This is a genomic window from Pseudomonas frederiksbergensis, assembly GCF_900105495.1.
GTDB classification, from domain to species: Bacteria; Pseudomonadota; Gammaproteobacteria; order Pseudomonadales; family Pseudomonadaceae; genus Aquipseudomonas; species Aquipseudomonas frederiksbergensis.
Window position 1 is genome coordinate 68117 of record NZ_FNTF01000001.1, and the last position, 23787, is coordinate 91903.

General features: G+C 59.7%; 22 protein-coding genes and 8 pseudogenes. 8 read left to right on the top strand and 22 right to left on the bottom strand.

Annotated elements, in window-relative coordinates:
• Window positions 1–127 precede the first annotated feature (127 nt).
• Together BLW70_RS00415 and BLW70_RS30660 are read left to right on the top strand one after the other, a co-directional pair.
• On the top strand, window positions 128–1159 hold the full coding sequence (locus tag BLW70_RS00415; protein WP_011117413.1) for an aldo/keto reductase: 1032 nt from the start codon (window positions 128–130) through the stop codon (window positions 1157–1159).
• A 16-nt stretch (window positions 1160–1175) separates the two neighbouring features.
• The gene (locus BLW70_RS30660; protein ID WP_011154419.1) at window positions 1176–1553 is read left to right on the top strand and encodes a glutathione-S-transferase-like protein; all 378 of its coding nucleotides are present in this window, start codon (window positions 1176–1178) and stop codon (window positions 1551–1553) included.
• Between the two features lie 193 nt (window positions 1554–1746).
• Here BLW70_RS30660 and BLW70_RS30965 read toward each other — a convergent pair whose 3' ends face one another.
• The 8 genes from BLW70_RS30965 to gcvA all read right to left on the bottom strand — a co-directional run bounded on the left by BLW70_RS30965 (window position 1747) and on the right by gcvA (window position 7262).
• On the bottom strand, window positions 1747–2166 hold the full coding sequence (locus tag BLW70_RS30965) for a helicase-related protein (RefSeq protein ID WP_230682653.1): 420 nt from the start codon (window positions 2164–2166) through the stop codon (window positions 1747–1749).
• On the bottom strand, window positions 2060–2683 hold the full coding sequence (locus BLW70_RS30970) for a hypothetical protein (protein WP_230682654.1): 624 nt from the start codon (window positions 2681–2683) through the stop codon (window positions 2060–2062). Before BLW70_RS30970 ends, BLW70_RS30965 begins: the two co-directional genes overlap by 107 nt.
• Window positions 2684–2876: 193 nt before the next feature.
• Entirely contained in the window at window positions 2877–3788 is a 912-nt protein-coding gene (locus BLW70_RS00430) for an SdiA-regulated domain-containing protein (protein ID WP_011117414.1), read from the bottom strand.
• Window positions 3789–3834: 46 nt separating this feature from the next.
• Entirely contained in the window at window positions 3835–4194 is a 360-nt protein-coding gene (locus BLW70_RS00435; protein ID WP_011117415.1) for a TraR/DksA family transcriptional regulator, read from the bottom strand.
• Entirely contained in the window at window positions 4194–4937 is a 744-nt protein-coding gene (locus BLW70_RS00440; protein ID WP_031319755.1) for a universal stress protein, read from the bottom strand. Before BLW70_RS00440 ends, BLW70_RS00435 begins: the two co-directional genes overlap by 1 nt.
• 289 nt (window positions 4938–5226) lie before the next feature.
• Window positions 5227–5637 carry a hypothetical protein gene (locus BLW70_RS30900; RefSeq protein ID WP_218022559.1) on the bottom strand — a complete coding sequence of 137 codons (411 nt, stop codon included), beginning with the start codon at window positions 5635–5637 and terminating at the stop codon, window positions 5227–5229.
• Window positions 5607–6110 (bottom strand): hypothetical protein, encoded by a 504-nt coding sequence (locus BLW70_RS30905; protein ID WP_218022560.1) that lies wholly within the window; start codon window positions 6108–6110, stop codon window positions 5607–5609. Before BLW70_RS30905 ends, BLW70_RS30900 begins: the two co-directional genes overlap by 31 nt.
• Window positions 6111–6347: 237 nt before the next feature.
• Window positions 6348–7262 (bottom strand): transcriptional regulator GcvA, encoded by a 915-nt coding sequence (gene gcvA, locus BLW70_RS00450; protein WP_011117418.1) that lies wholly within the window; start codon window positions 7260–7262, stop codon window positions 6348–6350.
• A 304-nt stretch (window positions 7263–7566) separates the two neighbouring features.
• Between gcvA and BLW70_RS00455 the strand changes: the two genes are divergently transcribed.
• The 3 genes from BLW70_RS00455 (at window position 7567) to BLW70_RS31265 (ending at window position 8692) form a co-directional block, all read left to right on the top strand.
• Window positions 7567–8340 carry an SDR family NAD(P)-dependent oxidoreductase gene (locus tag BLW70_RS00455; protein WP_011117419.1) on the top strand — a complete coding sequence of 258 codons (774 nt, stop codon included), beginning with the start codon at window positions 7567–7569 and terminating at the stop codon, window positions 8338–8340.
• A gap of 73 nt (window positions 8341–8413) precedes the next feature.
• Window positions 8414–8557, top strand: a complete 144-nt coding sequence (locus tag BLW70_RS30910) for a hypothetical protein (protein WP_011117420.1) — start codon at window positions 8414–8416, stop codon at window positions 8555–8557.
• Window positions 8558–8692 carry a hypothetical protein gene (locus BLW70_RS31265; protein ID WP_019694525.1) on the top strand — a complete coding sequence of 45 codons (135 nt, stop codon included), beginning with the start codon at window positions 8558–8560 and terminating at the stop codon, window positions 8690–8692.
• Between the two features lie 357 nt (window positions 8693–9049).
• Here the strand turns inward: BLW70_RS31265 and BLW70_RS30975 are convergent.
• The 14 genes and pseudogenes from BLW70_RS30975 to salA all read right to left on the bottom strand — a co-directional run.
• Window positions 9050–10092: pseudogene (locus tag BLW70_RS30975) on the bottom strand (IS3 family transposase); the annotation flags it as partial.
• Window positions 10093–10161: 69 nt separating this feature from the next.
• Window positions 10162–10698: pseudogene (locus BLW70_RS00480) on the bottom strand (IS30 family transposase); the annotation flags it as partial.
• Between the two features lie 220 nt (window positions 10699–10918).
• Complete coding sequence (locus BLW70_RS31395; RefSeq protein ID WP_413037934.1) at window positions 10919–11782, bottom strand: methyl-accepting chemotaxis protein; 864 nt, start codon at window positions 11780–11782, stop codon at window positions 10919–10921.
• Window positions 11777–12535 (bottom strand): annotated as a pseudogene (locus BLW70_RS31400) (MCP four helix bundle domain-containing protein); the annotation flags it as partial. The pseudogene BLW70_RS31400 and the gene BLW70_RS31395, both read right to left, overlap by 6 nt.
• Window positions 12536–12771: 236 nt before the next feature.
• Window positions 12772–12963, bottom strand: coding sequence for a 2-hydroxymuconate tautomerase (locus tag BLW70_RS00495; protein ID WP_011117424.1), 192 nt, complete (start codon window positions 12961–12963; stop codon window positions 12772–12774).
• A gap of 54 nt (window positions 12964–13017) precedes the next feature.
• On the bottom strand, window positions 13018–13812 hold the full coding sequence (dmpH, locus tag BLW70_RS00500; RefSeq protein WP_011117425.1) for a 2-oxo-3-hexenedioate decarboxylase: 795 nt from the start codon (window positions 13810–13812) through the stop codon (window positions 13018–13020).
• Window positions 13809–14849 (bottom strand): 4-hydroxy-2-oxovalerate aldolase, encoded by a 1041-nt coding sequence (dmpG, locus tag BLW70_RS00505; protein ID WP_011117426.1) that lies wholly within the window; start codon window positions 14847–14849, stop codon window positions 13809–13811. Before dmpG ends, dmpH begins: the two co-directional genes overlap by 4 nt.
• Window positions 14850–14860: 11 nt before the next feature.
• Window positions 14861–15784 carry an acetaldehyde dehydrogenase (acetylating) gene (locus tag BLW70_RS00510; protein WP_011117427.1) on the bottom strand — a complete coding sequence of 308 codons (924 nt, stop codon included), beginning with the start codon at window positions 15782–15784 and terminating at the stop codon, window positions 14861–14863.
• Window positions 15785–15803: 19 nt separating this feature from the next.
• Entirely contained in the window at window positions 15804–16589 is a 786-nt protein-coding gene (dmpE, locus tag BLW70_RS00515) for a 2-oxopent-4-enoate hydratase (RefSeq protein WP_011117428.1), read from the bottom strand.
• Window positions 16590–16600: 11 nt separating this feature from the next.
• Window positions 16601–17482 carry an alpha/beta fold hydrolase gene (locus BLW70_RS00520; protein ID WP_011117429.1) on the bottom strand — a complete coding sequence of 294 codons (882 nt, stop codon included), beginning with the start codon at window positions 17480–17482 and terminating at the stop codon, window positions 16601–16603.
• A 7-nt stretch (window positions 17483–17489) separates the two neighbouring features.
• Window positions 17490–18949: pseudogene (locus BLW70_RS00525) on the bottom strand (2-hydroxymuconic semialdehyde dehydrogenase).
• 34 nt (window positions 18950–18983) lie between these two features.
• Window positions 18984–19904 (bottom strand): annotated as a pseudogene (locus BLW70_RS00530) (catechol 2,3-dioxygenase).
• 20 nt (window positions 19905–19924) lie between these two features.
• Window positions 19925–20242, bottom strand: coding sequence for a 2Fe-2S iron-sulfur cluster-binding protein (locus tag BLW70_RS00535; protein ID WP_011117432.1), 318 nt, complete (start codon window positions 20240–20242; stop codon window positions 19925–19927).
• Window positions 20243–20740: 498 nt separating this feature from the next.
• Window positions 20741–22012 (bottom strand): annotated as a pseudogene (gene salA / locus BLW70_RS31335) (salicylate 1-monooxygenase).
• Between the two features lie 181 nt (window positions 22013–22193).
• Between salA and nahR the strand changes: the two are divergent.
• From nahR to BLW70_RS31405, 3 genes and pseudogenes are all read left to right on the top strand, one after another.
• Window positions 22194–23093, top strand: a pseudogene (gene nahR, locus BLW70_RS00545) (HTH-type transcriptional activator NahR).
• A 47-nt stretch (window positions 23094–23140) separates the two neighbouring features.
• A pseudogene (locus tag BLW70_RS00550) lies at window positions 23141–23531 on the top strand (IS30 family transposase); the annotation flags it as partial.
• Window positions 23532–23716: 185 nt separating this feature from the next.
• On the top strand, window positions 23717–23787 hold a 71-nt coding region (locus BLW70_RS31405; RefSeq protein ID WP_413037935.1), incomplete at its 3' end, for a hypothetical protein.

The window sequence follows — 23787 nt, forward strand, 5'->3', positions numbered from 1 at the left end:
TTTTTCCCTCTGCACGCTGCGTAACGCCTGCTAACGTCGCAACACATTGATGGCTGCTGGGGTCGAAAGACGTATGAATATCCTTTTTGCTCATTATCTCAACCTATTTCAACAGGAGTGACACATCATGCATTACCGCTCACTTGGCAAATCCGGTCTGCTCGTTTCCGAGCTGTGTTTTGGCACTATGAGCTTTGGCCAGCAGGGCTACTGGGAGAAAATCGGCGGGCTTGACCAGTCTGCCGCCCAGCGCCTGGTCGATATCGCGCTGGATGCCGGCATCAATTTTTTCGACAGCGCCGATGTCTATTCCTACGGCCAGTCTGAGGAGATCCTCGGCAAGACGCTCAAGGGCAAGCGCGACAAGGTGGTGTTGGCCACCAAAGTGCGCGGACGTATGAGCCAAGAGATCAACGACGTGGGCTTGAGTCGGCGCCACATCATTCAGAGCTGCGAGAACAGCCTCAGGCGTCTGGGCACCGATTATCTTGATCTCTACATAGTGCACAGCTTTGACTTCATGACGCCGTTAGAGGAAACGCTCTCGACGCTGAACGACCTGGTGCATTCTGGCAAGGTGCGCTACTTGGGTTGTTCGAATTACTTTGCGTGGCAACTGATGAAAGCGTTGTCCATCTCCGAGAGACACCATTGGGAGAAGTTCATTTCGTTGCAGGCTTATTACTCGCTGCTGTCGCGTGACGTGGAGATCGAACTCGCCCCGCTGTGCCGGGACCAGGGGCTGGGTATCACGCCTTGGTCGCCGTTGGGCGCGGGGTTTCTCACCGGCAAATACCCCCGTGGCGGCAAGGGCCCGCGGGGGGCCCGGCGCAGTAAGGAAGAACATAATTTCATTCAGATCGAAGAGGAAAAGGCCTACGCGATCCTGGACGAGGTGCAGCGCATCGCCAAGTTGCGCGGGGTGAGTTCGGCGCAGGTCTCGCTCAATTATCTGCTGCGCAAGTCGCCCGTCAGTTCGGTGATTATCGGCGCCACCAAACCCGAGCAGTTGCAGGACAACCTGAAGACTGTCGATTGGCAGCTTTCGGCTGAGGAGGTCGCCGCACTTGATGAGATCAGCACACCGCCGCGACTGTATCCACACTGGATGCTCGAGTTCACCCGCCTCGACCGCGACAACCCGGCAATGATCATGTAATTGATCGGCGCGCACTGTGGTGCAGATTGATGCACCCATCAAATCGGATGCGGGCGGATTCGACTTTCAGCTTGAACGTGTCAATCTGCAAGGTGCCGAGATTGAAACCGGCGCCGATTACAACTCCATCAACCCCGGCGGCTATGTCTCTGCTTTGCAACTCGATCGGCACAATAAGGAAAACGCTGCGCCAGCCCGCGCCTTTAATTTCTCACGGTGGCGGGCCCTGCTTCTTCATGGACTGGGACCCGCCCGACACCTGGGCGCGGCATCGCGCCTTTCTGGGACGGTTGCCGGCCACTCTGCCCGAACGGTCGCGCACCCTGCTGCACCTTCCTTGTTCGAGACGTGGTTCTTCAGCCGGTCACCGACGGGGTCGGCCTCCCCGATGTAGATCGTTTCTTCGGCGGCATTGCCGACAAGGATGTAGATGCCGACTTGCGAGAAGCCCGGCTCCTGCTTCAACAGGTGTAAAAGCTCTTTGTTGAGACAACGCCGTACCCTGACCAGTTCGATTTGTCGAGGTGATGAATGCCCTCGGGGTCTCCGGATGTTGCGAAAAGAGTAATAGAAAATGGCTGCATTGATTAGCCCCAGGCTGCGCTAATCAGGGTGGCGAGATCGCGCCGCGACAAGACTTCTGTGAATTCACGCCAATCCCTGTCCGATGGCATCATCGTGCCGGTGTAGCGCAGGTCGAAGCCTGTCGCTGTCTTCTGGGCATTGATGTACTCGTCCAACTGTTCACCGAGTGTTTCGATGTCATCGATCCACTCGTCCTTGATGGTGTCAGCCAGCGACCCGAAGAGGTCGTAGCGGTTCTTCATGCGCTCGGACAGGCGCTCGTAGATCTTTTCGTCCACGGTCTGCTCGAACACAAGGTTCAGCATATCCACGGTTTCACGCCGCTGTCCGAAGCGTTTGATCCGGCCAATCCGCTGTCCGAGGCGCGTTGGGTTCCACGGCAGATCGACGTTGATCAGCGTGCCCAAGGTTTGCAGGTTCAAGCCTTTCGCAGGCGGCATCGGTAGCTATCATGACGCGAATCTGGTGCTCGGCGACCATCGGCTTCAAGGTTTCACGCTCGACACTCACGCTGTCGCCGCGCTGGTACAGACGGCTCCGATCCACACCCGCATAAAGGCCGACAGCTTCTTCCGGGTGGCGCGCCGCCAGCGAGTCCGCCAGCCACTTCGCTGTGTCGTAGTACTGCTGAAGATGATGACGCCCAATCCCAGCCATTTCTCCTTGTCGAGAAAATGGACGACGGTCTCCATCTTCGTATCGGCTTCTAACCGCTCGAGTCGGGTGATCAGCCTCTGCAATCGCTCCATTGGCAGCCACCAGATAGGCGTAGTCGCCCTCGGCCAGTCTCTCCGGCTGGCTGATGGCCGTCACCGGCACACCGATGGCATCGACCTCGCTGGCAGGCAAGGCTGCATCGAGCGTGAGCAGTGGCGCATAGTCCTCGCTCACCACGGCAGTGATGTCGGCGCTGGATGCGGTGGCCAGTTGCCAATTCAACTGCCCGGTTCCACCAGCGGCGGCTAGCGCACCGAGATAGGTGTCCGTGTCGGTCAGGTAGGGGAGCCCGCAGAATTCGGAAAAAATCGTACGCTAACAGTTCAAGTGTCCCGGCCACGCCTGACTGTAGCTTGTTGACTGGTCAATCGGTCTCGCGGGTAAAGCGATAGAACAAGTTCGGCTCGCTGACCACTTACAAATACCCTTTATCGTCGATGGTTGCGCCTTCGGCTTGGGGTATACCTTTCAGCAAACCAGCAAACCCCCTCTCCAAGGAGCGGAAACTCACCACCTTGCCCTCATCGGTCATTTCAATCAGCAGTTTCGACTCGTCGCTTAGCAATATCAGATGACCGCTCTGTTGATCGAAGACGACCGAAGACAAGTCAGTGGCAAATACCTTGTCTTTTACTAAGCTGGACAGGTCGCGGACGTGCAGGGAAAAACCTCCTGCCAGACTGGTACGAAGGCCGCTCACCTCAAGCAATTGGCGAGGGTCACGCTCCTTGGTCACAAACAGGCGGTCACCTTCCAGGTCGTAGGCGAGCCCTTCAAGGCCTTTGTTGTCCTCTTTGCCAAGCGCCAAGGTCAGGATTGGATACTGGTTTCGGCTCAATGAGCGGTCAGAAGAAAGCTTGCCGTCTTCGTCGATGAGGACATCCACGATAACCAGGCTCTGCCGACGCTCCTCGGCAATTACCAATTGACCGTTGCCGGCATAAGACACCGCTTCCACATCGTGGAAGCCATCCAGGCTGTAACGTCGCTCCACGTCACCGTCACGGCTGAGGGCCAGCAGTTCGTTCGGGCCATTGGTAACCGCCCACAGCAGTTTTAGATCAGGGTCGAAGGTCAGGCCCGAAAGGTTATTGTCCACACCGGGAACCGGCTTAACATCCAGCTCAACCCGATAGCCAGGCAGCCACACAGAGCGTTCCTGCCAATCGTCGGTGTGCCAGTAGGTCGTGATCCAGAAGTACAAGCGATCATCAAGGTGATGGGTGCGGACTTGGAATACGGTGAGCAACACCAGGCACAGCAGCGTCCACATCCAGATGCTTGCTTTCCGTGTTCGGCCCAGCCAGTTTTTTGCCAACAAATACATTCGGAACCTCGTTAATCGGGGCTGACGCCACGAGCTGTCATGGGGTTCAACCCGACTCGACGCGACTGGCACAGGTGATACACAGTGGCGTGGCCGGATCAAACACCAGGCGACCCAGGGCGATCAACGCGCCGCATTGGTTACACCAGCCATACTCACCCTTATGCCAGCGCTTGAGGGCCTGTTGGAGGCGGACGCGTTCATGCTGCGCCCGACCTCGGATGGCATCGTTCATTGCTTGCTGCTGGAGTGCGTCCATCCTCGACAGACGCCCTACCTTGCTTTGATCCAGCTCTACCGATTGCGAGCGAGATTCAGCGTCTTCCAGCAATCGATCCAGCTCGGCAGCGCGCTGTTCCAGCAGGGTCTTGAAATGGGCAAGATTGAGGGCGTCGTCCATGGCCATTAGCGGAGCAGCAACAGCGGACTGGTGGTTGTGCGAAGCATGCTGGTCGTGGTGCTGCCGACCAGGAATTGCCGGATACGTGAATGTCCATAGGCCCCCATCACCAGCAGATCGATGCCATGCTCTTTCTGATAGGCGTGCAAGGTAGGCTCTATCTCACCGCTCCGGGTATCGGCACGAACAGTGAAGCCGACGTTGATCAGCACTTTCTGCGCCCAGTCCAGCTGTGCGGACGCTTCATCGCTTACGGTGCCAACCATGACCAGGTGGATCGGCAACCCCTTCAGCAGCGGGCTGGCTGCCCGCATCTCCACCCCCTTGCGGGTAGTAGCTCCGCCATCGAATGCCAGCATCGCGCTCTTGGGCTTTTGGAAGCTGGCCGGGGTGACGAGGATCGGCCGGTGCATGATACGAATCACGCTTTCCAGCTGGCTCCCGACATGCTGACTCAGACCACCGCTAGATTCGCCCTGGCGACCGATGACCAGCAGGCGCGTTTCGCTTTGCAGCTCTTGCAGGCTTTCCAGCAAATCGCCATGACGTTGCTTGGACTCCGGCGCGGTCACACCATACGTCATGGCTCGCTCTTTCGCGGCCGCTAACATGATCCGCCCCTGCTCCAGGGCCAACTTGCCGCGCTGTTCATCCAGGGAAGCAAGCTCATCGAGCAGATGCTCGCGGCTGCAAAGGCCGATATTACCACTCAAGTCGGCCGCAACTGGGTACTGGCGCTGATCCAGCATGGCGCAGGCCATGTGCAGCTGGTCGATACGAGGTCAAATTGTCGGATGTAGGGGAGCTGTGGCGGGTGTTAAAACCGAAAGCACAGCAGAGCGCGACCGCTGGCAGAGCAAGCAGTCACAGATGATGCGGGGGGCGAAGCGCTATGGCGGCGTAGGCAGCCAGATCATGTTTTGCAGGGTAAGCATGAGGTCTTATCGAGTGTCTTTGGTAACTCAATGGCCGCGACAGCCTACAGGAAGAGAGCAATTTCTGCGAGTCAACCCCCGACTAGGGCGTCCTGCTTGGATGTCAGCCTGAGCTATACCCTAACTGGATGTCAGGCAGCCGGGCAGCCAGCGGCCCGTAGTTGACGCCAGAGTAGTCGCGGCGTTGATTGATCACGCCGCCTTGCAACTGGATGGCGGCCAGGTTCTCGACCGTGACGGCAGCATCACCGCCGGTCTGCCAGTCGGTGTAGACCACCGTTAATTCGTTGGGCAGCTCGCCCCACTGGGCGCACTCGAAGCGTTCCAGCCGCACGATTTCGTCAGGCCCCAACTGCGGCAGGCTGTCGATCCAATAGTCGTCGCGCAGCAGCTTGAGCTCGAATGTGCCTGGCTCCGGGCCGGTGTAGAGGATGCCGCCAATGTGGTCGATGAAGCTCTCGATGGGCTGCTGGCGCGTCCAGATCAGATTGAGGCCGAAGCCCTCGCTCGACAAAGCCCACGCCTCGTTCCAGAAACTCCAACCGATGGTGCTCTGCGGATAGCCCATGCCCAATGCGGGTCGGTGAGGCACTGCACCAGAATGTGGGCTGGATTCATGCCGACGCTAATCTCGCGCCCTTCGTCCTCATCCCAGGTACGCACCTCGGTATTCCACTCCATCCACGGCGCATCCAACCACCCCGCCGTGAAGCGCCGGACGCGCACTGCCCACGGTTTGATGTTCGGGTTGTTGGCCGCGAACTTGCTCGTTACCAAGGACAGCACGCCCCGGAATGCCGGAATGGAACTGCCGAGACGACTCATCAGGTTGTCGTTGCGCCCCTGACCGGCATGACCAGACAGCACATCAATGGTGCCGACCACGCCGCTCTCGCGCTCGTCGCCGCCAAACAGGGTGGGCTTGTTGATGGAGAGGCTGGTCAGCGGCGCGCGGTCGGCATCACCCCACGCGGTACGGTCGCCCATCTGGATTTCCTGCACAGCATCGACGGGCCCCTTGCACAAGGCCAGATGCAGTCCCATACGGTAGCGATATCCGACGGTTTGCTTTTTAACCCACTAACTGAGCAGCAACGTTCAACGAAGGGCCGAGAAACCACTCAATGTGGTGAGTCGGTTCTTAGGCGATGGCCGTTTCTGAATTCAGGTCAGCTGAAAAACCGACTTTTTCAACAGAATCGGCCATAAGCAGTCAGTCCGTATCTAGGTTTCCGCCGCCTCAGCCAGCAGCCAATCTCGGAAGGTTGTCAGCCTTGGCAAGCTGACGCATTCCGGGCGGTAGACAACGTAATAAGCCAAATCTGATGCAACGCTGATCTCTGGAAACAGCCGAATCAGGCGGCCACTCGCCAAGTCATCACGCGCCATAACGCCTCGTGCTAGGGCGACTCCGTGCCCTTCGGCAGCAGCCTGCAATACAGCAGCAGAGTTGTTGATTTTCATGCCGCGAAGGGTGGTCGTCTCCGTCACACCAGCTTGTTGCATCCAGCTCTCCCAGGTCGGGAAGCCTGAGTGGTTATCCATCGAGAGATCGTGGATCAATATCTCCCGGACCAAGTCATTGGGCTTCTGCAGGCAAAAGCGCTCTCGCCGCAATTGTGGTGAGCATACCGGGTAAATCTCTTCATCCATCATCTTCTCGGCGGCCAGTCCAGGCCACTTGCCCGTGCCATAGCGCACGCCAATGTCGACTTGCTGAGCAACGAAATCTACCGGCTTGAGGTTGGTGTCTAGCCGCACGTCCGTATCAGGGCAGATGGCCTGGAAGCGGTCGATCCGAGGCAGCAGCCACTTGACGGCGAAGGCCGGGCTAACGGCCACGGTAAGCACGCAACTGACCGAGCACTCCTGAAGCCGCTCCATCCCTAGGGTCAGTCTGTCGAAACCTGCTCGAATATCCGGCAGAGCACGTTCGGCCGCATCCGTGGGGATCAACCGTGCTTTGCCGCTGGTACTGCGGACAAAAAGATGAGTGCCTAGCCAATCCTCGAGTGTGCGCACGAGCTGACCAACCGCTGCCGGCGTGACGTGCAGCTCGGCTGCAGCCGCAGAAAAGCTCTGGTGGCGGGCACTGGCTTCAAAAGCGCGCAGCGCGTTGAGATGAACTGGAGCCTTCATATCGATAAAGAATTTCTTTAGTGGTGAGAAATTTTATCTCGTTTGTTGGCGGAATTGAAAGCGAGGAATATTCGCTCCAAGGCAAAGTGTGCTGCGGCTAAACTACTCGAAGTCGGCGGAAAGTTTCTGGAGTTTAGCTAAGGTGGAAAATTTTTCTTCCTGCCCTTTAGTTTCCAGATAGCCACGTTGCACTGGCCCATAGAGGGCACGAACTGCCTGCCGGTGTCGGCGTCTTAGGCAAGTGACTCGCCCCAATCCCCGTTAACCAGGTACCTGCCGTGGGCAGGTGCAAAGAGGTCTCCCAATGAGCAACCAATTCAACGGTAAGAAACTGCTGGTCGTCGGTGGCACCAGTGGCATGGGTCTGGAAACTGCACGCCAGTTTCTCTCTGAAGGCGGCAGCGTAGTCATCATCGGTAACCGTCCTGAAAAAACCGAAGAGGCTCGTAAAGACCTCTCCGCTCAGGGAAACGTGACTGCTCTTACTGCAGATCTGACCAGCGACGAAGGCCTGGCCAAACTGATCAAGACCATCAGCCAGCAGCACTCGGATATCGACATGCTAGTGAACGCTGCCGGTGTGTTCTTCCCGAAACCTTTCCTGGAACACCAGGATGCGGACTACGACCAGTACATGAAGCTGAACAAGGCGTTCTTCTTTATCACCCAAAAGGTTACCGCCAACCTGGTTGAGCAAAACCGTCCAGGCGCCATCGTGAACATCGGCTCGATGTGGGCCAAGCAAGCGATCGCCGCCACCCCGTCATCTGCCTACTCCATGGCTAAGGCCGGCCTGCATTCCCTGACTCAGCACCTAGCGATGGAACTAGCTTCGAAGAACATCCGCGTGAATGCCGTTTCCCCGGCAGTTGTGCAAACCCCGATCTACGAAGGCTTCATCCCGAAAGCGGAAGTGCATAGCGCGCTGCAGGGCTTCAACAGTTTCCACCCGATAGGCCGTGTTGGCACTCCGCAGGACGTGGCTGGTATAGTTGTCTTCCTCCTCTCCGAGCAAGCCAGCTGGGTTACCGGCGCAATCTGGGACGTCGATGGTGGTGTTATGGCTGGTCGCAACTAAGACCTGGGCCCAGTTGCCAAGGATCGGGACAGGAAATGCGGAACCACTCACTTCGTAAATCTGGAGATCCAACATGGTCTATCTACAGATCACGCTGATGATCGAGCGCACTAATCGTGCTGCTGCCTGCATTTACCAACAGTACAAGGAGACGTTCCTGGAGAAGATCCAAGGCGCAAAGTCCAAGACACAGCTGGTACGCGACGAAGAAGTGTAGGTGCTGCATTGCTTCGACACGCTGGAGAACGCCAACGCCTACCTGCAAAGCGAGTTGTTCGCCGCTGACGTAGTCGGCGGCCTCAAGCCCCTGCTGGCTGCCGAACCCGACGTACATACCTACACCGCCATCTGAGGAGCTCGTGATTACAACTGCTTTGCTCAACGGCATTTATCTGAACGCTCTGGTGGAGGCAGGCAACGCCAGTCGAGCAAATCGGGAAACTACCAAGTTCACTCTGTCTTTGAACGGGACGTGGGACGGCGGCAGCAAAATGACTGCAAGCACTGGAGCTGCATTCATGGGTGGGCAGCGTGATGAGGCGCGAGCCGGCCGCTTCACACTCGTCAGCGATGAGCCTGTACCATTGGGTACGGACACTGGTGCCAGCCTTCTCGAGTACGAGCTGCAAGCACTCGCCTCCTGCTACACAGTCACCATTGCTATGGCTGCTGCACGGCGCGGGATCGAGCTGGAGAGCGTTCAGCTAGAGCTCTCGGCCATGCCGTTGCTCTGCGGGCTACGCACCGGCGTGGTCAGCGGTTGCAAGCCGATCTGTCGGGCAAACTGGCGTGTCTGTTCAGCGATGTAGGCCGAGCCATTGTCGCTCAGCCATTGCACCGGGGTGGCAGGCGCCTCTTCACCGAAGCGTTTTTCCACCGCCTCCAGCATCAGATCACGGATATCGTCGCCGCTGTACCCGGTCGGGCTGGCCACCCAACCGATGGCTTCGCGGTCGCAGCAGTCCAGGGCAAAGGTCACGCTCAGCTTGGCGTTATCATCACAGCGAAACTCAAACCCGTCCGAGCACCACCGGGTATCGCTGGTGGCCACGGCAATTCGGCCTTCGTGACGGCGTGCCACACCCGGTTGTTTAATCCGTCGCTCCAGCAGCAACTGATGATCGCGCATGACGCGATAAACCCGCTTGACGTTGATCGGCGCCTGACTCTGCTTTTCACGCCGACGACGCAGCAACCCCCACACACGGCGGTACCCGTAGCTGGGCAGTTCACTCACTTCAGCCTGAATTTCTTCGACCAGTGCGGCATCGTCCAGTGCAGGGCGACGCCGCTCGACCTGAGCATTTGGGTTGAGTCGAACCGTCAATTGCGAGCGCGCTACACCGAGACTTTCACTGATCAGCTTCACTGGTCGTCCCCCGGCAACAAGGGTGAGTGCGCAATCCATTTTCGCGACCGAGCAATCTCCACAGCTTCCTGAAGGATCTCGACCTGCATGGTTTTCTTGCCAAGCATGCGCTGTAGCTCGCGGATCTGCTTGAGCGCATCGGCCAGCTCGGAAGCGGGCACCACGCTCTCCCCAGCACTGACAGCCGAGAGACTGCCGCTCTGATAGAGCTTGCGCCACTGAAACAACTGGTTGGCATTCACGCCATTCTGTCGAGCCACCACCGAGACGCTTTGCCCCGGTTGCAGGCTCTCGCGAACCATGGCCAGTTTTTGCTCCGGGCTCCAGCGGCGACGCCGCTCCTGACCCAAAAGCTCCCCACCCTTATCGTTTCTATTAGTCATATACACAGTCGTTTGCCTATCCCTTATGTTAAGGGGGAAACGGTGTCCTGTCTTTCAGGGGGCTCGTCCATGCCCCGTCATCAGCCGGTCTTCGATCTCCGGCGGGCGCACATGAATACTGACCATCTCGGGGATCTGCCCGCGGCGATCGACGCCGCCAGAACGCGGTCGGTGCGTCGTCTTGCTTTGGCGCAGGCAGATGATCTGCTCCTTGTGCAGCTCACCGACCGGCAAGGCATAGATGGCGTTGTAGATCGTCTCGCGACAGACGTAGGCATCTCTTAGGTGGGGTATGTTCATGCTGCGCAGCTTGTCGGCAATCTGTTCGGGAGACAAACGCTCACTCAGTATATGAGCCACCAACTCGAAGCGCTCACTCCCCGGAAACAGCTTTCGCATCGGTCTACAAACCTGGCGGCGGGCCTGCGTCTGCTACTGGGCCACACGGGCCGATTAACCGCCACAGGCATCTCGATTGCGGCGCAGTTCCCGGCTGATGGTCGAAGGGGATCGGGGGATCAAGCAGGCAATCCGACGCAGACTGCCTTGGGCATGACCGATTTGAATGGTGGCGCGCTCTTCAACGCTGAGTTCGGAATAAGACATAGGGACAGCACCGTACCGGAAATGTCATGTGTTGCACTCAGTTTTTGCCGCCGCCCTGCCTCCCAGTGCACCGATCAACGGTGTGCAACTGGAAAACCTTCTTGGCACTCTCCACTTTGGCACCTTGATACCGGGTCAGCGAGGATCCTCCATTCATGCAGAGGTACTGCGTCCGACCCGCTGCCCGGGGGAGGAGTCCATATAAGCGCCCCCCTAGGGGCTACATATTAAAGCGATTGACCAGATTATTAAGATTTGCGGCCAAGCGCGCCAGCTCTTCACTGGCCTTGGCGGTCTGCCGAACGCTGGCGGTACTCTGTTCAGAAATGTCACTGATAGTAACCAGGTTCCGATCTACTTCTCGCGCCACCTGGGCTTGTTCTTCTGCTGCGCTGGCAATCACTAAATTCATACCATTTATTTCCGTGATCCGCTCGGCGATCAGGGTCAGTGTCTGATCAGCTTCACTAGCCATTTTCTGACTGCCTGCAGCAAACTCGCAGCTCTGCTGCACGTCACGAACCCCCTCTTGCGTCACACTCTGAATGGAAAAAATCATTCGTTCTATTTCTTGAGTAGAGGTCTGGGTGCGTTGTGCCAAATTGCGAACTTCGTCAGCGACTACCGCAAAACCACGGCCTGCCTCACCAGCATGGGCGGCCTCAATCGCAGCATTGAGTGCAAGCAATTTGGTTTGCTCGGCAATGGCACGGATCACGTCCAATACACGACCGATGTTCGATGCTTCCTCAGCCAGGCGGAAGACGGTTCCGGTGGTTTCATTAAGCTTGCCGCTGAGCCGATCGATAGTCTCGCAGGTTAGCATAACCTGTTTGCGCCCCCCGTCTGCCAGGTCCATCGCTTCGTGTGATGCATTGGATGTGCGGTTGGCATTGTCTGAGACTTCATCCACTGCAGCGGACATTTCGGTTACTGCCGTGGCCGCCATTTGCATCTCATCATTTTGCCGGTGGATACCCTGGGCTGTGCTCTCAGTTACCGTCTGAAGTTCTTCAGCAGCAGCTGCCAATTGAGTCGCCGAGCCCTGGATATCCTGCAAGGTATTGCGAAGATTAGCCTGCATCGCCTGCACAGACAGCTGCACGTCGGTAACCTCATTGCGACCGCTCACCTGAATTGACTGGCTAAGATCGCCAAGTGCTACACGAGCCGCTGCATCCTTAAGTGTCGTTAAAGGATGGATGATGCTACGTATAAGCCGCGTGGCGAAGACACCACCGCAAATCAGTATTCCCAAGAGCAGCAGCGCTAACATGGTGCGTGAAGAGTCATACAGGACAACAGCGGCGTCATAGGTACGCTTTGATTCCTCCACTTGGATTTGGGTCAGATGGCTGAGCCCTTCCGAAAGCGGATCAATCAACGGGTACATTTCATTTTCGACAAAGGTGTCGAGTGCCACCTTGTCGCCACGTTCCAAAATTCCTTTCAAGCGTTCAATGGGGTCTTGAGCTTCCTCAATAAGCTTGGCTAGTGCGTCCACTGAACGTTGCTCTTCATCGATCTTTTTAGTCTTTTGGTAGGAGTGCCATAGCATATCGATCTGCCGACCGGCGTCTTTCACCTCTTGCTCGGCTTGGGCGTAGGTCATGCGGCCACTGCGAGCCTTGTGGCTGCTATCGACGATTTTCACTGCATACAGGTCGGCGATGGTTTTCAGGTCACGTAGCGAAACGACTCGATCTAGATAAACTGTATTAAGGCTTGCCACGCCTCTCTCAAGAGCACTGAATCCCATCAACTCGATAGTTATGAAGCCGGTAAACATAGCGCCGACCAGCATTAAAAGTCGGGTTCGGATAGTGAATTTTTGCATTAGTGTGATTCAATTCCGTACGGCTGTTAGGGCAGATGTGTGATCCGGCAAGCACTTATTGGTCCTGATTGCGGGCTCGGGCGGACTCAGCCGAGCATCGCCCGCAGACACGCCTCTGCTCAGGTTTCGTCCTGCTCTCCAGAGCCGCCGGAAACGCCAATTCCGCCGATGCACAGGCCCGCAGGGCTGCTTGCCAGACGAGGTTAGTTTCGAGGGGCGAGATGATCAGAGCAGCCTCAGCGATTGAGCTTACTCGCCGGTTCGCCGCCGATGCCGAAGTGGTTCTTCGGCATCTCGGTGATGATCACCCGGACTCGTTCGATCGGCGCGTCCAGCGAGCGCGACATGGCCTCACTGACTTCGCGGATCAGGGTTTCCTTCTGCTCGTTGCTGCGACCGTCGAGAATGTACAACTGGGCGATGGGCATGGCCTCGTCCTCCAACAATAGGGGCGGCCGACCGTGCAGGCCGACCGCGGGGGTTCAGATGAAGCGCGCGGACACCGAGCCGAGGCCCTGGTAGCGCACGCTGATGTTGTCGCCCGGCGCCACCGGCACGGCGGCGGTGATCCCGCCGGTCATGATAAAGGTGCCGGCCGGGATGTGTTCGCCGCGCTCGGCCAGCAGGTTGGCCAGCATCGCCACGCTGGACAGCGGATGGCCGAGCACCGCCGCGCCGGCGCCGAGTTCGACCACTTCGCCGTTCTTCTCCATGACCACGCCGAGGGTGCGCAAATCGACCTCCTCCAGGCTGGCCATGCGCCCACCAGTGATGAAGCGGGTCGAGGAGGCGTTGTCGGCGACCACGCTGATCAGGTCGAACTTGAAATTCTCATAACGCGAGTCGATCACCTCTACGGTTGGGATCACGTAGTCGATCGCCGCGATCACGTCACCCAGGTGGCAACCCGGACCGTGCAGCGGCGCCTTGGTCACCACCGAGATTTCCGCCTCGATCTTTGGATGGATCAGCTGGGAGCAATCCACCACGCCTCCGTCCGGCACGCTGAAGTAGTCGGCGAGGAAGCCGTAGATCGGCGTTTCCACGCCCATCTGCGCCATCTTCGCCCAGGAGGTCAGGCCCATCTTCAGGCCGACGATCTTGTTGCCGCGGGCCTCCTTGCGCCGGCGGATTTCCCACTGCACGTCGTAGGCGTCGGCGAAGGTCATCTCGGGAAAATCGTTGGTCACCTTGCCGATGTCGTGGACATTCAGCTCGGCGTTTTCGATGTGCTCGGCCAGGGCCAGCACCTGTTCGCGGGTCAGGGTACGGTTCATGCGCTCACCTTCTGCTGCTGACGGGCCCGGGCCATGTCCAGGGCGAGGTCTTCGATCATGTCTTCCTGGCCACCGACGGTGCCGCGCCGGCCCAGTTCGACCAGGATGTCGCGGGCCGACACGCCATATTTCTTCTCGGCGCGCTGGGCGAACAGCAGGAACGAGCTGTACACCCCGGCGTAGCCCAGGGTCAGGGCGTCGCGGTCGACGCGGATCGGCTGATCCATCATCGGCACCACCAGGTCCTCGGCCACGTCCATGATCTTGTACAGGTCGATGCCGGTCTCCACGCCCATGCGTTTGCACACTGCGACGAACACTTCCAGCGGGGTGTTGCCGGCACCGGCGCCGAGGCCGGCGACCGAGCCGTCGATGCGCGCGGCACCGGCTTCGATGGCGGCCAGCGAGTTGGCGATAGCCATGCCCATGTTGTGGTGGCCGTGGAAGCCGACTTCGGTGGCCGGGTTCAGCTCGGCGCGCAGGAGGCCGATTTTCTCGCTGACTTCATCAGGCAGCATGTAGCCGGCCGAGTCGGTGCAGTAGATGCAGTTGGCACCATAGCTTTCCATCAGCTTGGCCTGCTCCAGGACTTTCTCGGCGCTGATCATGTGCGCCATCATCAGGAAGCCGACGGTGTCGACCCCCAGCTTGCGCGCCATGCCGATGTGCTGCTCGGAGACATCCGCCTCGGTACAGTGGGTGGCCACGCGAATAGTCGAGACGCCGCAGTCCAGGGCCATCTTCAGGTGGTCGACGGTGCCGATGCCGGGCAGCAGCAGCGCCGAGACTTTGGCCTGCTTGAGCTGCGGGATCACCGCGCGCAGGTACTCCTCGTCACTGTGGGCCGGGAAGCCGTAGTTGATCGAACGACCGCCGAGGCCGTCGCCGTGGGTGATCTCGATCAGCGGCATACCGGCTTGATCGAGGCCGGTGGCGACCGCGACCATCTGCTCCAGGCTGATCTGGTGGCGCTTGGCGTGCATGCCGTCGCGCAGGCTCATGTCGTGCAGGATGACGCTCTTGCCGTGCAAATTCATGGTGCTACTCCTCAAGCCAGCGCGATGTCGCGACGCGGCAGTTGAATGGTGCCGGCGGCGATTTCCTCGGCGAACATCTCGCCGGTACGCAGCGCGGCGGCGGTCATGATGTCGAGGTTGCCGGCGTACTTGGGCAGGTAGTCGCCCAGGCCTTCGACTTCCATGAAGATCGACACGCGGTTGCCGTCGAACACCGGGCCGTTCTTCAGGCGGTAGCCGGGCACGTATTTCTGCACCTCGGCGATCATCGCGTGAACCGAAGCGGTGATCGCAGCCTGGTCCGGCTCGCTGTCGGTCAGGCAGTGGATGGTGTCGCGCATCATCAGCGGCGGCTCGGCCGGGTTGATGACGATGATCGCCTTGCCTTCCCTGGCGCCGCCGACCTGCTCGATGGCGCCGGCGGTGGTGCGGGTGAACTCGTCGATGTTCTTGCGCGTGCCCGGGCCGACCGAGCGCGAGGAGACGGTGGCGACGATCTCGGCGTAGGCCACCGGCTGCACGCGGGACACCGCGGCGACCATGGGGATGGTGGCCTGGCCGCCGCAGGTGACCATGTTGACGTTCATTTCCAGGCGGCCGACATGCTGCTTGAGGTTGACCGGCGGCACGCAGTAGGGGCCGATGGCCGCCGGGGTCAGGTCGACCATCAGCACGCCAAGCGCGTTGAGCTTGCGGCTATTCTCGGCATGCACATAGGCCGAGGTGGCGTCGAAGGCGATGCGGATGTCGTCGTCCAGCACGTGCGGGAGCAGGCCGTCGACGCCTTCGGCTGTGGTCTTCATGCCGAAATCGCGGGCGCGTTTGAGGCCGTCGGAGTTGGGGTCGATGCCGACCATCCACACCGGCTCAATCCACTCGGAACGGAGCATCTTCATCACCAGATCGGTACCGATATTGCCGGGGCCTATGATGGCCGCCTTGAGTTTCTTGCTCATGGGTTTGTCCTCTGTTCGATCAGGTGAAGCGCACGGAGGCGCTGCCGATGCCGCCGATCTCGACGCGCATGAAGTCGCCGGCCTTGACCGGCTCCAGGGGTACCAGCGAGCCGGAGAGGATCACTTCGCCAGCCTTCAGCGGGATACCGAAGCGGCCCAAGGTGTTGGCCAGCCAGGCCACGCAGTTGACCGGCGAACCCAGGGCCGCGGCACCGGCGCCGGTGCTGAGCAACTGGCCGTTCTTCTCCACCAGCATGCCGCAGGTAACCAGGTCGACCTGGCGTGGCGACACTGCCGTGTCGCCGAGCACGAACAGGCCGCAGGATGCATTGTCCGCTACTGTGTCTTCGATCTTGATTTTCCAGTCGCGGATGCGCGAATCGACGATCTCGAAACAGGGCATCACGCACTCGGTGGCGGCCAGCACGTCGGCGTTGGTCACGCCGGGGCCGATCAGGTCCTTCTTGAGGATGAAGGCGATTTCGCCCTCGGCCTTGGGCTGCATCAGCCGCTGGCTGATCGGCACGGCCTCGCCGCTGTTGAACACCATGGCATCGGTCAGGTAGCCGAAGTCTGGCTGATACACGCCGAGCATGTTCTGCACCGCCTTGCTGGTGACGCCGATCTTCTTGCCGATGATCTTCTCGCCGGCGGCCAGCCGGCGTTCGAGCATGCGCAGGGAAATGTGGTAGGCGTCGTCGATGCCGATGGCGAAACCGCGCTCGGTCAGCGGGCTGACCGCTTCACGGTTGAGCATCGCCTGATACAGCTCGTCGCCGAGCTCGTTGATCAATATCTGGTCCATGCTTGTCTCTCTCAGGAAAGGGGGGCGGCCTCGGCGAGGAAATCCTCGACCAGGCGGGCGAAACGCTCGGCGTGTTCGATCTGGGTCCAGTGGCCACACTGGTCGAAGACGTGTAGCTGGGCGTTGGGAATCCACTGCGCTAGGGTCAGCGAAGCCTGCAGCGGGATGATCTGGTCTTCGCGGCCATGCACCACCAGGGTCGGGTGGGGCAACGCGCGGATCGCCCGCTCGTCGCTGCACAGCTCCTCGATCCATCGCTGGCGCGGGGCCGGGAACATGGCGGCGAAGGATTCCTGGAAGCCCGGGCGTATGCTGGCCTGGTAACGCAGTTCGGCCAGGTCTTCGCTGACCAGGCCGCGATCGAAGGCGAACAGGTCGAGCAGCGCGCGCATATTAGCTAGCGATGGCCTGTAGCCCCAGGCTGCGTCCAGCCCCGACGTGAGCTCGAAGGGCACGCCGACGCTGCCCATCAGCACCAGCCGGCGCACCCGCTCGGGGTGACGCACGGCCAGGGCCAAGGCGATGGCGCCGCCGAAGGAATTGCCGACCAGGTCGGCCTGGGCGATGCCCTGGGCATCCAGCACGCCGAGGGCATGCAGCACCCAGGTGTCGAGGCTGTAGTGAGCATCTGCCGGGCGCTCGCTGTAACCGAAGCCGAGCATGTCCGGGGCGAGCACCCGGTGATTCTGGGCCAGCTGCGGCATGACCAGGCGCCAGTTGGCCCAGGCGGTGACGCCAGGGCCGGAGCCGTGGATCAGCAGCAGCGGAAAGCCGCTGCCCTGCTCCAGCAAGTTGGTGCGCCAGCCTGCGGCGAGGATCTCGCGACCCAGCTCGGGGCTAGGTTCCGGAGCCTGCTCCGCTGCTTGCGGGGGTGCCTTCAGGGATGCAGTCATGGCCGCCTCAGAGTTTCACGCAGATGTTTTTCAGCTCGGTGTAGAACTCCAGCGAGTGCACACCCCCTTCGCGGCCGATGCCCGACTGCTTGCTGCCGCCGAAGGCGGTGCGTAGATCGCGGAGGAACCAGCTGTTGACCCAGACGATGCCGGCCTCGATCTGCCCGGCGACGCGGTGGGCGCGCGAGCTGCTCTCGGTCCAGATCGCCGACGCCAGGCCATAGGGCAGGCTGTTGGCCAGTTCGATGGCCTCCTCTTCCGTATCGAACGGCGGATATGGCAGCAGGGGCCGAAGATTTCCTCGGTGACCACCGCCGAATTGTCGGAGAGGCCAGTCCAGATAGTCGGCTGCACCCAGGCGCCGCCGGCCAGGTGCGCCGGCATCTCCGGCACGCCGCCGCCGGTGACAACGGTGGCGCCGTCATCGACTGCCTGCTGGTAATAGCTGAGGACTTTTTCGCGGTGCTTGAGGCTGACCAGCGGGCCGAAGTTGCTGCTGGCGTCGTCCGGCGGCCCGATCACCAGGCTTTCGGCACCGGCCTTGAGTCGGGCGACGAACGCGTCGAAGATCGGCCGCTCGATATACAGTCGCTCGGTACCGAGGCAGACCTGGCCGCAGTTGGCGAAGGCCGAGCGCAGGGTGCCCTCGATGGCCTTGTCCATATCGCAGTCGGCGAACACGATGCCGGCGTTCTTCCCGCCCAGTTCCAGCGACACCTGGCGCACGCCCTTGGCCGCAGCGCGCATGATGGTTTCGCCGGTGCCGGTCTCACCGGTGAAGGTGTAGGCGTCGACGTCCGAGTGCTCGGTGAGGAAGGCCCCGGCCGAATCGCCGCCGAAGCCATGCACCACGTTGTACACGCCCGCCGGTACGCCGGCGGCCTGCATCACCTCGCCGAGCAGGGTGGCGGTCAGCGGAGTTTCCTCGGATGGCTTGACCACCACGCAGTTGCCGCAGGCCAGGGCCGGTCCGACTTTCCAGGTCATCAGCAGCAGCGGCAGGTTCCACGGGCTGATGACCCCGATCACCCCCTTGGGCCGGCGCACGCCGTAGTTGAGCGCACCGGCGCCATCCGGGGTGGCCATCTCGAAGGCTTCGTTGGCGACATTCTTCAGCAGGTCGGCGAACACCTTGAAATTGGCCGCCCCACGCGGGATGTCGATATGGCTGGCCAGGGATTTTGGCTTTCCGGTGTCGAGGCATTCGGCCTCGAGAAACTCGTCGAAACGGGCCGTGATGCCATCGGCCACGCGATGCAGAATGTCAGCGCGCTCGGCCACCGTCATCTTCCCCCAGGGCCCCTTGAGCGCGGCACGGGCAGCTTTGACCGCAGCGTCGACCTCGGCGCGGCCGGCCTCGTGGACGCGGCCGATCACCTGGCCATTGACCGGGTTGATGTCCTCGAAGGTGCGGCCGCTGGCCGAGCCGACAAAGGCACCGTTAATGAAATGCTTGATCTCTTTCATCTGCGTAATCTCTGCAATAAGTCGAGCTGGGCCTTTAGGTCATAACGGTCATGAATCGTTCGTTGAGCACCCGGTCGTGATAGAAGATCGCCTTGCCCACATCCTTGGCCAACCAAGTCACCGGCTTGTGATCCGGATAGTTGTAGTTCCCGCCGCAGAACACCTCGCAGCGGTTGCCGGACGGGTCGAAGAAATAAATGGTCTTGCCGTGGGTCAGGCCGTGCCTGGTCGGGCCGATATCGATCGAGGTGTCGGTCATGCTGATCAGGTCGGCAGCGCGCAACACGTCCTCCCAGGTATCGAGGAGGAATGAGGCATGATGGAACTTACCCTTCTCCGCATGCTGGATAAAAGCCACATCGTGGGCCTTGGTCGACAAGCTTAGAAACTGTGCTAGGCGTATACCCTCGGCATCGACCACTTGCTCGGCCAGGTAAAAGCCGAGTACCTCGGTAAACAACTCATAAGTGGCTTGTAGTTCATCACCATACAGCAGGCAATGATCGAAACGCACCGCCGACATACCTTTCAGATCGCGTGGCCAGGCTTCGGGATTGACCTCATTCACACCCATTTGCCAGTGTATTCCTTGTCAGCATACAACTCGAAGTGATGCCCTGAGGGGGCTTGGAAGCGCACACGCCGACCGCAACTATTGAGCTCCCCCGCCGGTACCTGTTCGACGAACAGCCATGTGCCTGCAGATCCTGCTCAAGTTGCTGGAGAGACACCTCATCTACCACCTTGAAACCCATGAAATCCATACCTGGCTCATCAGCTTCGCGTAGCACTACAGAAAATTTGTCAACCTCACTCCAGGCCTTCAGATAGACACGGCCTGGTCGTCACGATCCATCTCGATCAGGCCCAACAATTCGATGTAGTGTTCCAACGCCTTACCCATGTCCAGTACACGCAGTTGCACGTGCCCTGGGCGCATTACACCTTTCTTCATGACATCACCTATTCTCTTTATTATTGTGGATCGACCGTGTTTTCACTGCCAGGCTTTGAATAACGCTCGATACATAGATCGCTCCGGGCAAACAGTCGGCAGGCCAAGGCGTAGCCTTGTTCGCGGGCTTCTACCGGCAGGTGCTTGCAGCTCACACGCCCGCACTCGTAGTCACCGGCAAGAACCCTCACCTTGCACAAGCCACAACCGCCACCACGACAGCCCACTGGTAAGCATTGCTTACCCTGCGTCTCCATTGCACTTAACACTGATTGCAGCGGCTGACAGGCAAATCGCTCTCCGCCAGGCTGCACAGTGATTTCAAAGGCCTCTGACATATCTTCCTCCGTTCAACCAAGGCAGAGCCGGAGTAGCTTCACTTTGGGCCGCGACGGTGCCGATGTAGGACATCAAAAGACAAATCTTGATCGGTTCGGCCGCCTTGACCGCCCTCGCCAGTGAAATGCTGAGGGCAATGCCAGAGCACTGACGGTGAAGGTGGAACGGAACGAGCAAGGCATCTTGTTACTGTTGTGCATTGTCACGTCCAGCGGCGCTCAGCGGCGCAGCATGCAAGGAAACTATATTAGGTTTAGGATGCGGTTGTGGTATCGGCCCACTGACGCTAGGGCCGGTAGGCCGCCCATGCTTAGAAGCTTCCACGTGTAGTTAAAGATCAAGCGGTTCTCATCGACGTCAGCCTGGTGGTTGGAACCCGTAGTGACATTCCACTCCTGACGCTCAGCCCCTTAAGCGAGCCCCTCTCCACCACATAGCCGACGTCCAGGACGCAATCGAATTGTTTGCCCTCGAATCCGCGACCGTTATCAACGTTGTCACCCTTGACGTAGCACACCCCGGCTACCATTTTCCCAACCCAGGCGCGCACGTGCCTCGGCCAGGTCGGCGTCGAGGTCGTGGCTCCACAGCCAGTCGAAGCGGGTCGCCAGGTTTCCCCCAGCAGATGCTCGTTCGCACCTACGACGGGGTCGCGAAACTCGTATAACTCGCCGGTCTCCCGGGAGGTTCGCTGCACGCGACAGGCACGAGGGCGGCGCAGGTCGTCGTAGGCTTCAAGCAGCTCGGCGAGGTTGTCTGCATCGACTTGGGTATCGCCCAACAGGCGGGCGAGGAAGTAGGCGTCCTCAAGTCCTTGGGCGGCACCGGCGCCTTGGGTGCGGCAGCATGGCGTGAGCTGCGTCGCCGATCAGGACGACCCGCCCGTGCACGTAGCCCGGCAGCTCCGCCAGGTCGTGCAGTGCCCAGAGAGTTGGTGCCGGGATGCACTCCAGCAGGGTGCGCGCGGCATCACCCCAACCCGCGAAGGCATCGAGCATCTCTCGCTGGCTCACATCGCGCACCCAAGGGGCATCCGCGGCCAGTTCGGCTTCGGCTCACTACGGTCGGAAATGAAGGCCACAACGTTGATGAGGCGGCCATTCCTCACCGGAAAAGTGAGGATATGGCCGTCAAGCCCTAGGTACATCTGCGGTACGTCCACCAAGTGCTCGTCGATGCCCTGGGCTCGATAGGCTTCGCGCAGGTGTAGGCTGTCGACCATCCCCCGATAGGCACAGGTGCCGCTGAAGCGCGGTACCTGTGGGGCCAGCCCCTGACCTTCCACACATGACTACGCAGCGCTGACTTGATTCCGTCGGCACCGATTAGAAGGTCACAGCGGTGCTCTGTGCCGTCGGCGAATAGCACTTGCACTTCGCCCCCCTTTTGCTCGACCTGTGTGGCGCGCTTCCTGAATTGGGGCGATACCTTTTGGGAGGTGATTTACTAGGGCATCGAGGAAATCCGCCCGGTGTACCGAGGACTGGCCCACGCCCGGAGCGATGGTCGCTCCCAGATAGCTGGCATCCCTGCCGCGCCGCCACTCGAACCACACGTCCTCCCAGGGCTTCCGAGGTACGGTCGGCGACCTGCAAGTAGGCCTCGCCCAAGCCTAGGCCGACAATGGCGCGCACCGCGTTGGGGCCAAAGGAAACTCCTGCACCGACCTCACCAAAAGCCGGCGCGCACTCGAACAGCTGTACTTGAGAATGGGAGTAGCGACAGAGCTCCAGAGCCAAGGCAACGCCGGAAATCCCGCCGCCGATGATACCGAGCGCAAGCCAGGTTTATTGTTTTCATGCTGGTACTCATGATGGTTTACAGTTGACTGTTAATAACCATAACGGAGTAAAGAATATTGATAAAGACACCGACCACTATACAATATATTATAAGCGTGAATATTGCTGCCTGCCAGGCGGGACGCCGGCATAACCCGAGCGAGGCTCCATGGAACTGCGTGATCTGGATTTAAACCTGCTGGTGGTGTTCAACGAGCTGCTGGTCTGCAGACGCGTCTCTATCGTTGCCGAGAACCTGGGCCTGACCCAGCCTGCTGTCAGCAATGCGCTGAAACGCCTGCGCACAGCGCTACAGGACCAACTTTTCGTGCGCACCTACCAGGGTATGGAACCACACCCTACGCCGCGAACTTGGCCGAGCCCGTCGCCTTGGCCATGCACGCCCTGCGCGAAGCCCTGCAGCACCATGAGCGCTTCGATCCGCTGACCAGCGAGCGTACTTTCACCCTGGCCATGACCGACATCGGCGAGATCTACTTCATGCCGCGGCTGATGGATGCGATTACTCTTCAAGCCCCAATTGCGCGATCAGCACCGTGCGCGACAGTTCGATGAGCCTGATGCAAGCCTTGCAGAACGGCACAGTGGACCTAGCCGTGGGCCTGCTGCCCAACCTGCAGACTGGCTTCTTCCAGCGCCGGCTGCTCCACAATCACTACGTGTGCCTGTGTCGCAAGGACCATCCGGCCACCCGCGAACCCTGACTCTTGAGCGCTTCTGTTCCTATGGCCACGTGCGTGTCATCGCCGCTGGCACAGGCCACGGCGAGGTGGACACATACTTGACGAAGGCCGGCATCCGGCGCGACATCCGCCTGGAGGTGCCGCACTTCGTCGCCGTTGGCCACATACTCCAGCGCACCGAGCTGCTCGCCACTGTGCCGATACGTTTCGCCGACTGCTGCGTAGAGCCCTTCGGTCTGAGCGTCTTGCCGCACCCAGTCGCCTTGCCGGAAATCGCCATCAACATGTTCTGGCATGCGAAATACCACCAGGACCTCGCCAATATCTGGTTGCGGCAACTGATGTTCGACCTGTTTTCTGATTGAGAAGAAATCCGAGCTGATCAATACGGTCGACAGTGATCTTACGCAGCCCGCTTGCACCTGGCTACGGGGCTGTTAGCATGTCCAGCGCACTGAAGAAAACAGTGACCTTCCTGTCGAACTGTGGCGATCTTTGACATGGGATCGAGGTAAAGAGCTATCAGATAACGCTCGATTTACAATCGAATCCGGAGTAAAGGTTTTCTTTGCCGACCCCATAGTCCATAGCAGCGCGGTACGAACGAAAATACGAATGGTCTTCTACGGCAATACTTCCCGAAAGGTACCGATCTGTCTCGATGGGGAGCCCAGGAGATCCAATCCGTAGCTCGTGTGCTGAACACGAGACCCCGGAAAACACTCGGTTGGAAAACACCTGCCGAAGCACTGAATGAGTATCTAAAATCTATCCAACAATCCAGTGTTGCGACGACCGGTTGAATTCGCCCTGGCTGCCACGGTCGCTGCGCCGGAACGCTCCGATGAGCTCGAGATCCTCCAACAGTAAGGCTTTGGCTTTTTGCCGTGCCGCCCGTGCACCCTCAATACCCCGCAATGTCTTGCGTACCGTGGCGCTGGCAGTAGGGTCAGGAAAACCCTGATAGCGCCTGGGGACATTCCCTGCTTTGAGCCTCAGAGACGCACGGCTGGAGGCTGACAAGTACCGGCTCGATATCGCCCGTGGCGTCGATCCAGC

What these genes read in the sequence shown, in the direction of transcription:
- BLW70_RS00415 (WP_011117413.1), top strand. Translation starts at nt 128, where the DNA reads ATGCATTACCGCTCACTTGGCAAATCCGGTCTGCTCGTTTCCGAGCTG.
- BLW70_RS00430 (WP_011117414.1), bottom strand. Translation starts at nt 3,788, where the DNA reads ATGTATTTGTTGGCAAAAAACTGGCTGGGCCGAACACGGAAAGCAAGC.
- BLW70_RS00435 (WP_011117415.1), bottom strand. Translation starts at nt 4,194, where the DNA reads ATGGCCATGGACGACGCCCTCAATCTTGCCCATTTCAAGACCCTGCTG.
- BLW70_RS00440 (WP_031319755.1), bottom strand. Translation starts at nt 4,937, where the DNA reads ATGCTGGATCAGCGCCAGTACCCAGTTGCGGCCGACTTGAGTGGTAAT.
- BLW70_RS30905 (WP_218022560.1), bottom strand. Translation starts at nt 6,110, where the DNA reads ATGGGCGACCGTACCGCGTGGGGTGATGCCGACCGCGCGCCGCTGACC.
- gcvA (WP_011117418.1), bottom strand. Translation starts at nt 7,262, where the DNA reads ATGAAGGCTCCAGTTCATCTCAACGCGCTGCGCGCTTTTGAAGCCAGT.
- BLW70_RS00455 (WP_011117419.1), top strand. Translation starts at nt 7,567, where the DNA reads ATGAGCAACCAATTCAACGGTAAGAAACTGCTGGTCGTCGGTGGCACC.
- BLW70_RS30910 (WP_011117420.1), top strand. Translation starts at nt 8,414, where the DNA reads ATGGTCTATCTACAGATCACGCTGATGATCGAGCGCACTAATCGTGCT.
- BLW70_RS31395 (WP_413037934.1), bottom strand. Translation starts at nt 11,782, where the DNA reads ATGCAGGCTAATCTTCGCAATACCTTGCAGGATATCCAGGGCTCGGCG.
- BLW70_RS00495 (WP_011117424.1), bottom strand. Translation starts at nt 12,963, where the DNA reads ATGCCCATCGCCCAGTTGTACATTCTCGACGGTCGCAGCAACGAGCAG.
- dmpH (WP_011117425.1), bottom strand. Translation starts at nt 13,812, where the DNA reads ATGAACCGTACCCTGACCCGCGAACAGGTGCTGGCCCTGGCCGAGCAC.
- dmpG (WP_011117426.1), bottom strand. Translation starts at nt 14,849, where the DNA reads ATGAATTTGCACGGCAAGAGCGTCATCCTGCACGACATGAGCCTGCGC.
- BLW70_RS00510 (WP_011117427.1), bottom strand. Translation starts at nt 15,784, where the DNA reads ATGAGCAAGAAACTCAAGGCGGCCATCATAGGCCCCGGCAATATCGGT.
- dmpE (WP_011117428.1), bottom strand. Translation starts at nt 16,589, where the DNA reads ATGGACCAGATATTGATCAACGAGCTCGGCGACGAGCTGTATCAGGCG.
- BLW70_RS00520 (WP_011117429.1), bottom strand. Translation starts at nt 17,482, where the DNA reads ATGACTGCATCCCTGAAGGCACCCCCGCAAGCAGCGGAGCAGGCTCCG.
- BLW70_RS00535 (WP_011117432.1), bottom strand. Translation starts at nt 20,242, where the DNA reads ATGTCAGAGGCCTTTGAAATCACTGTGCAGCCTGGCGGAGAGCGATTT.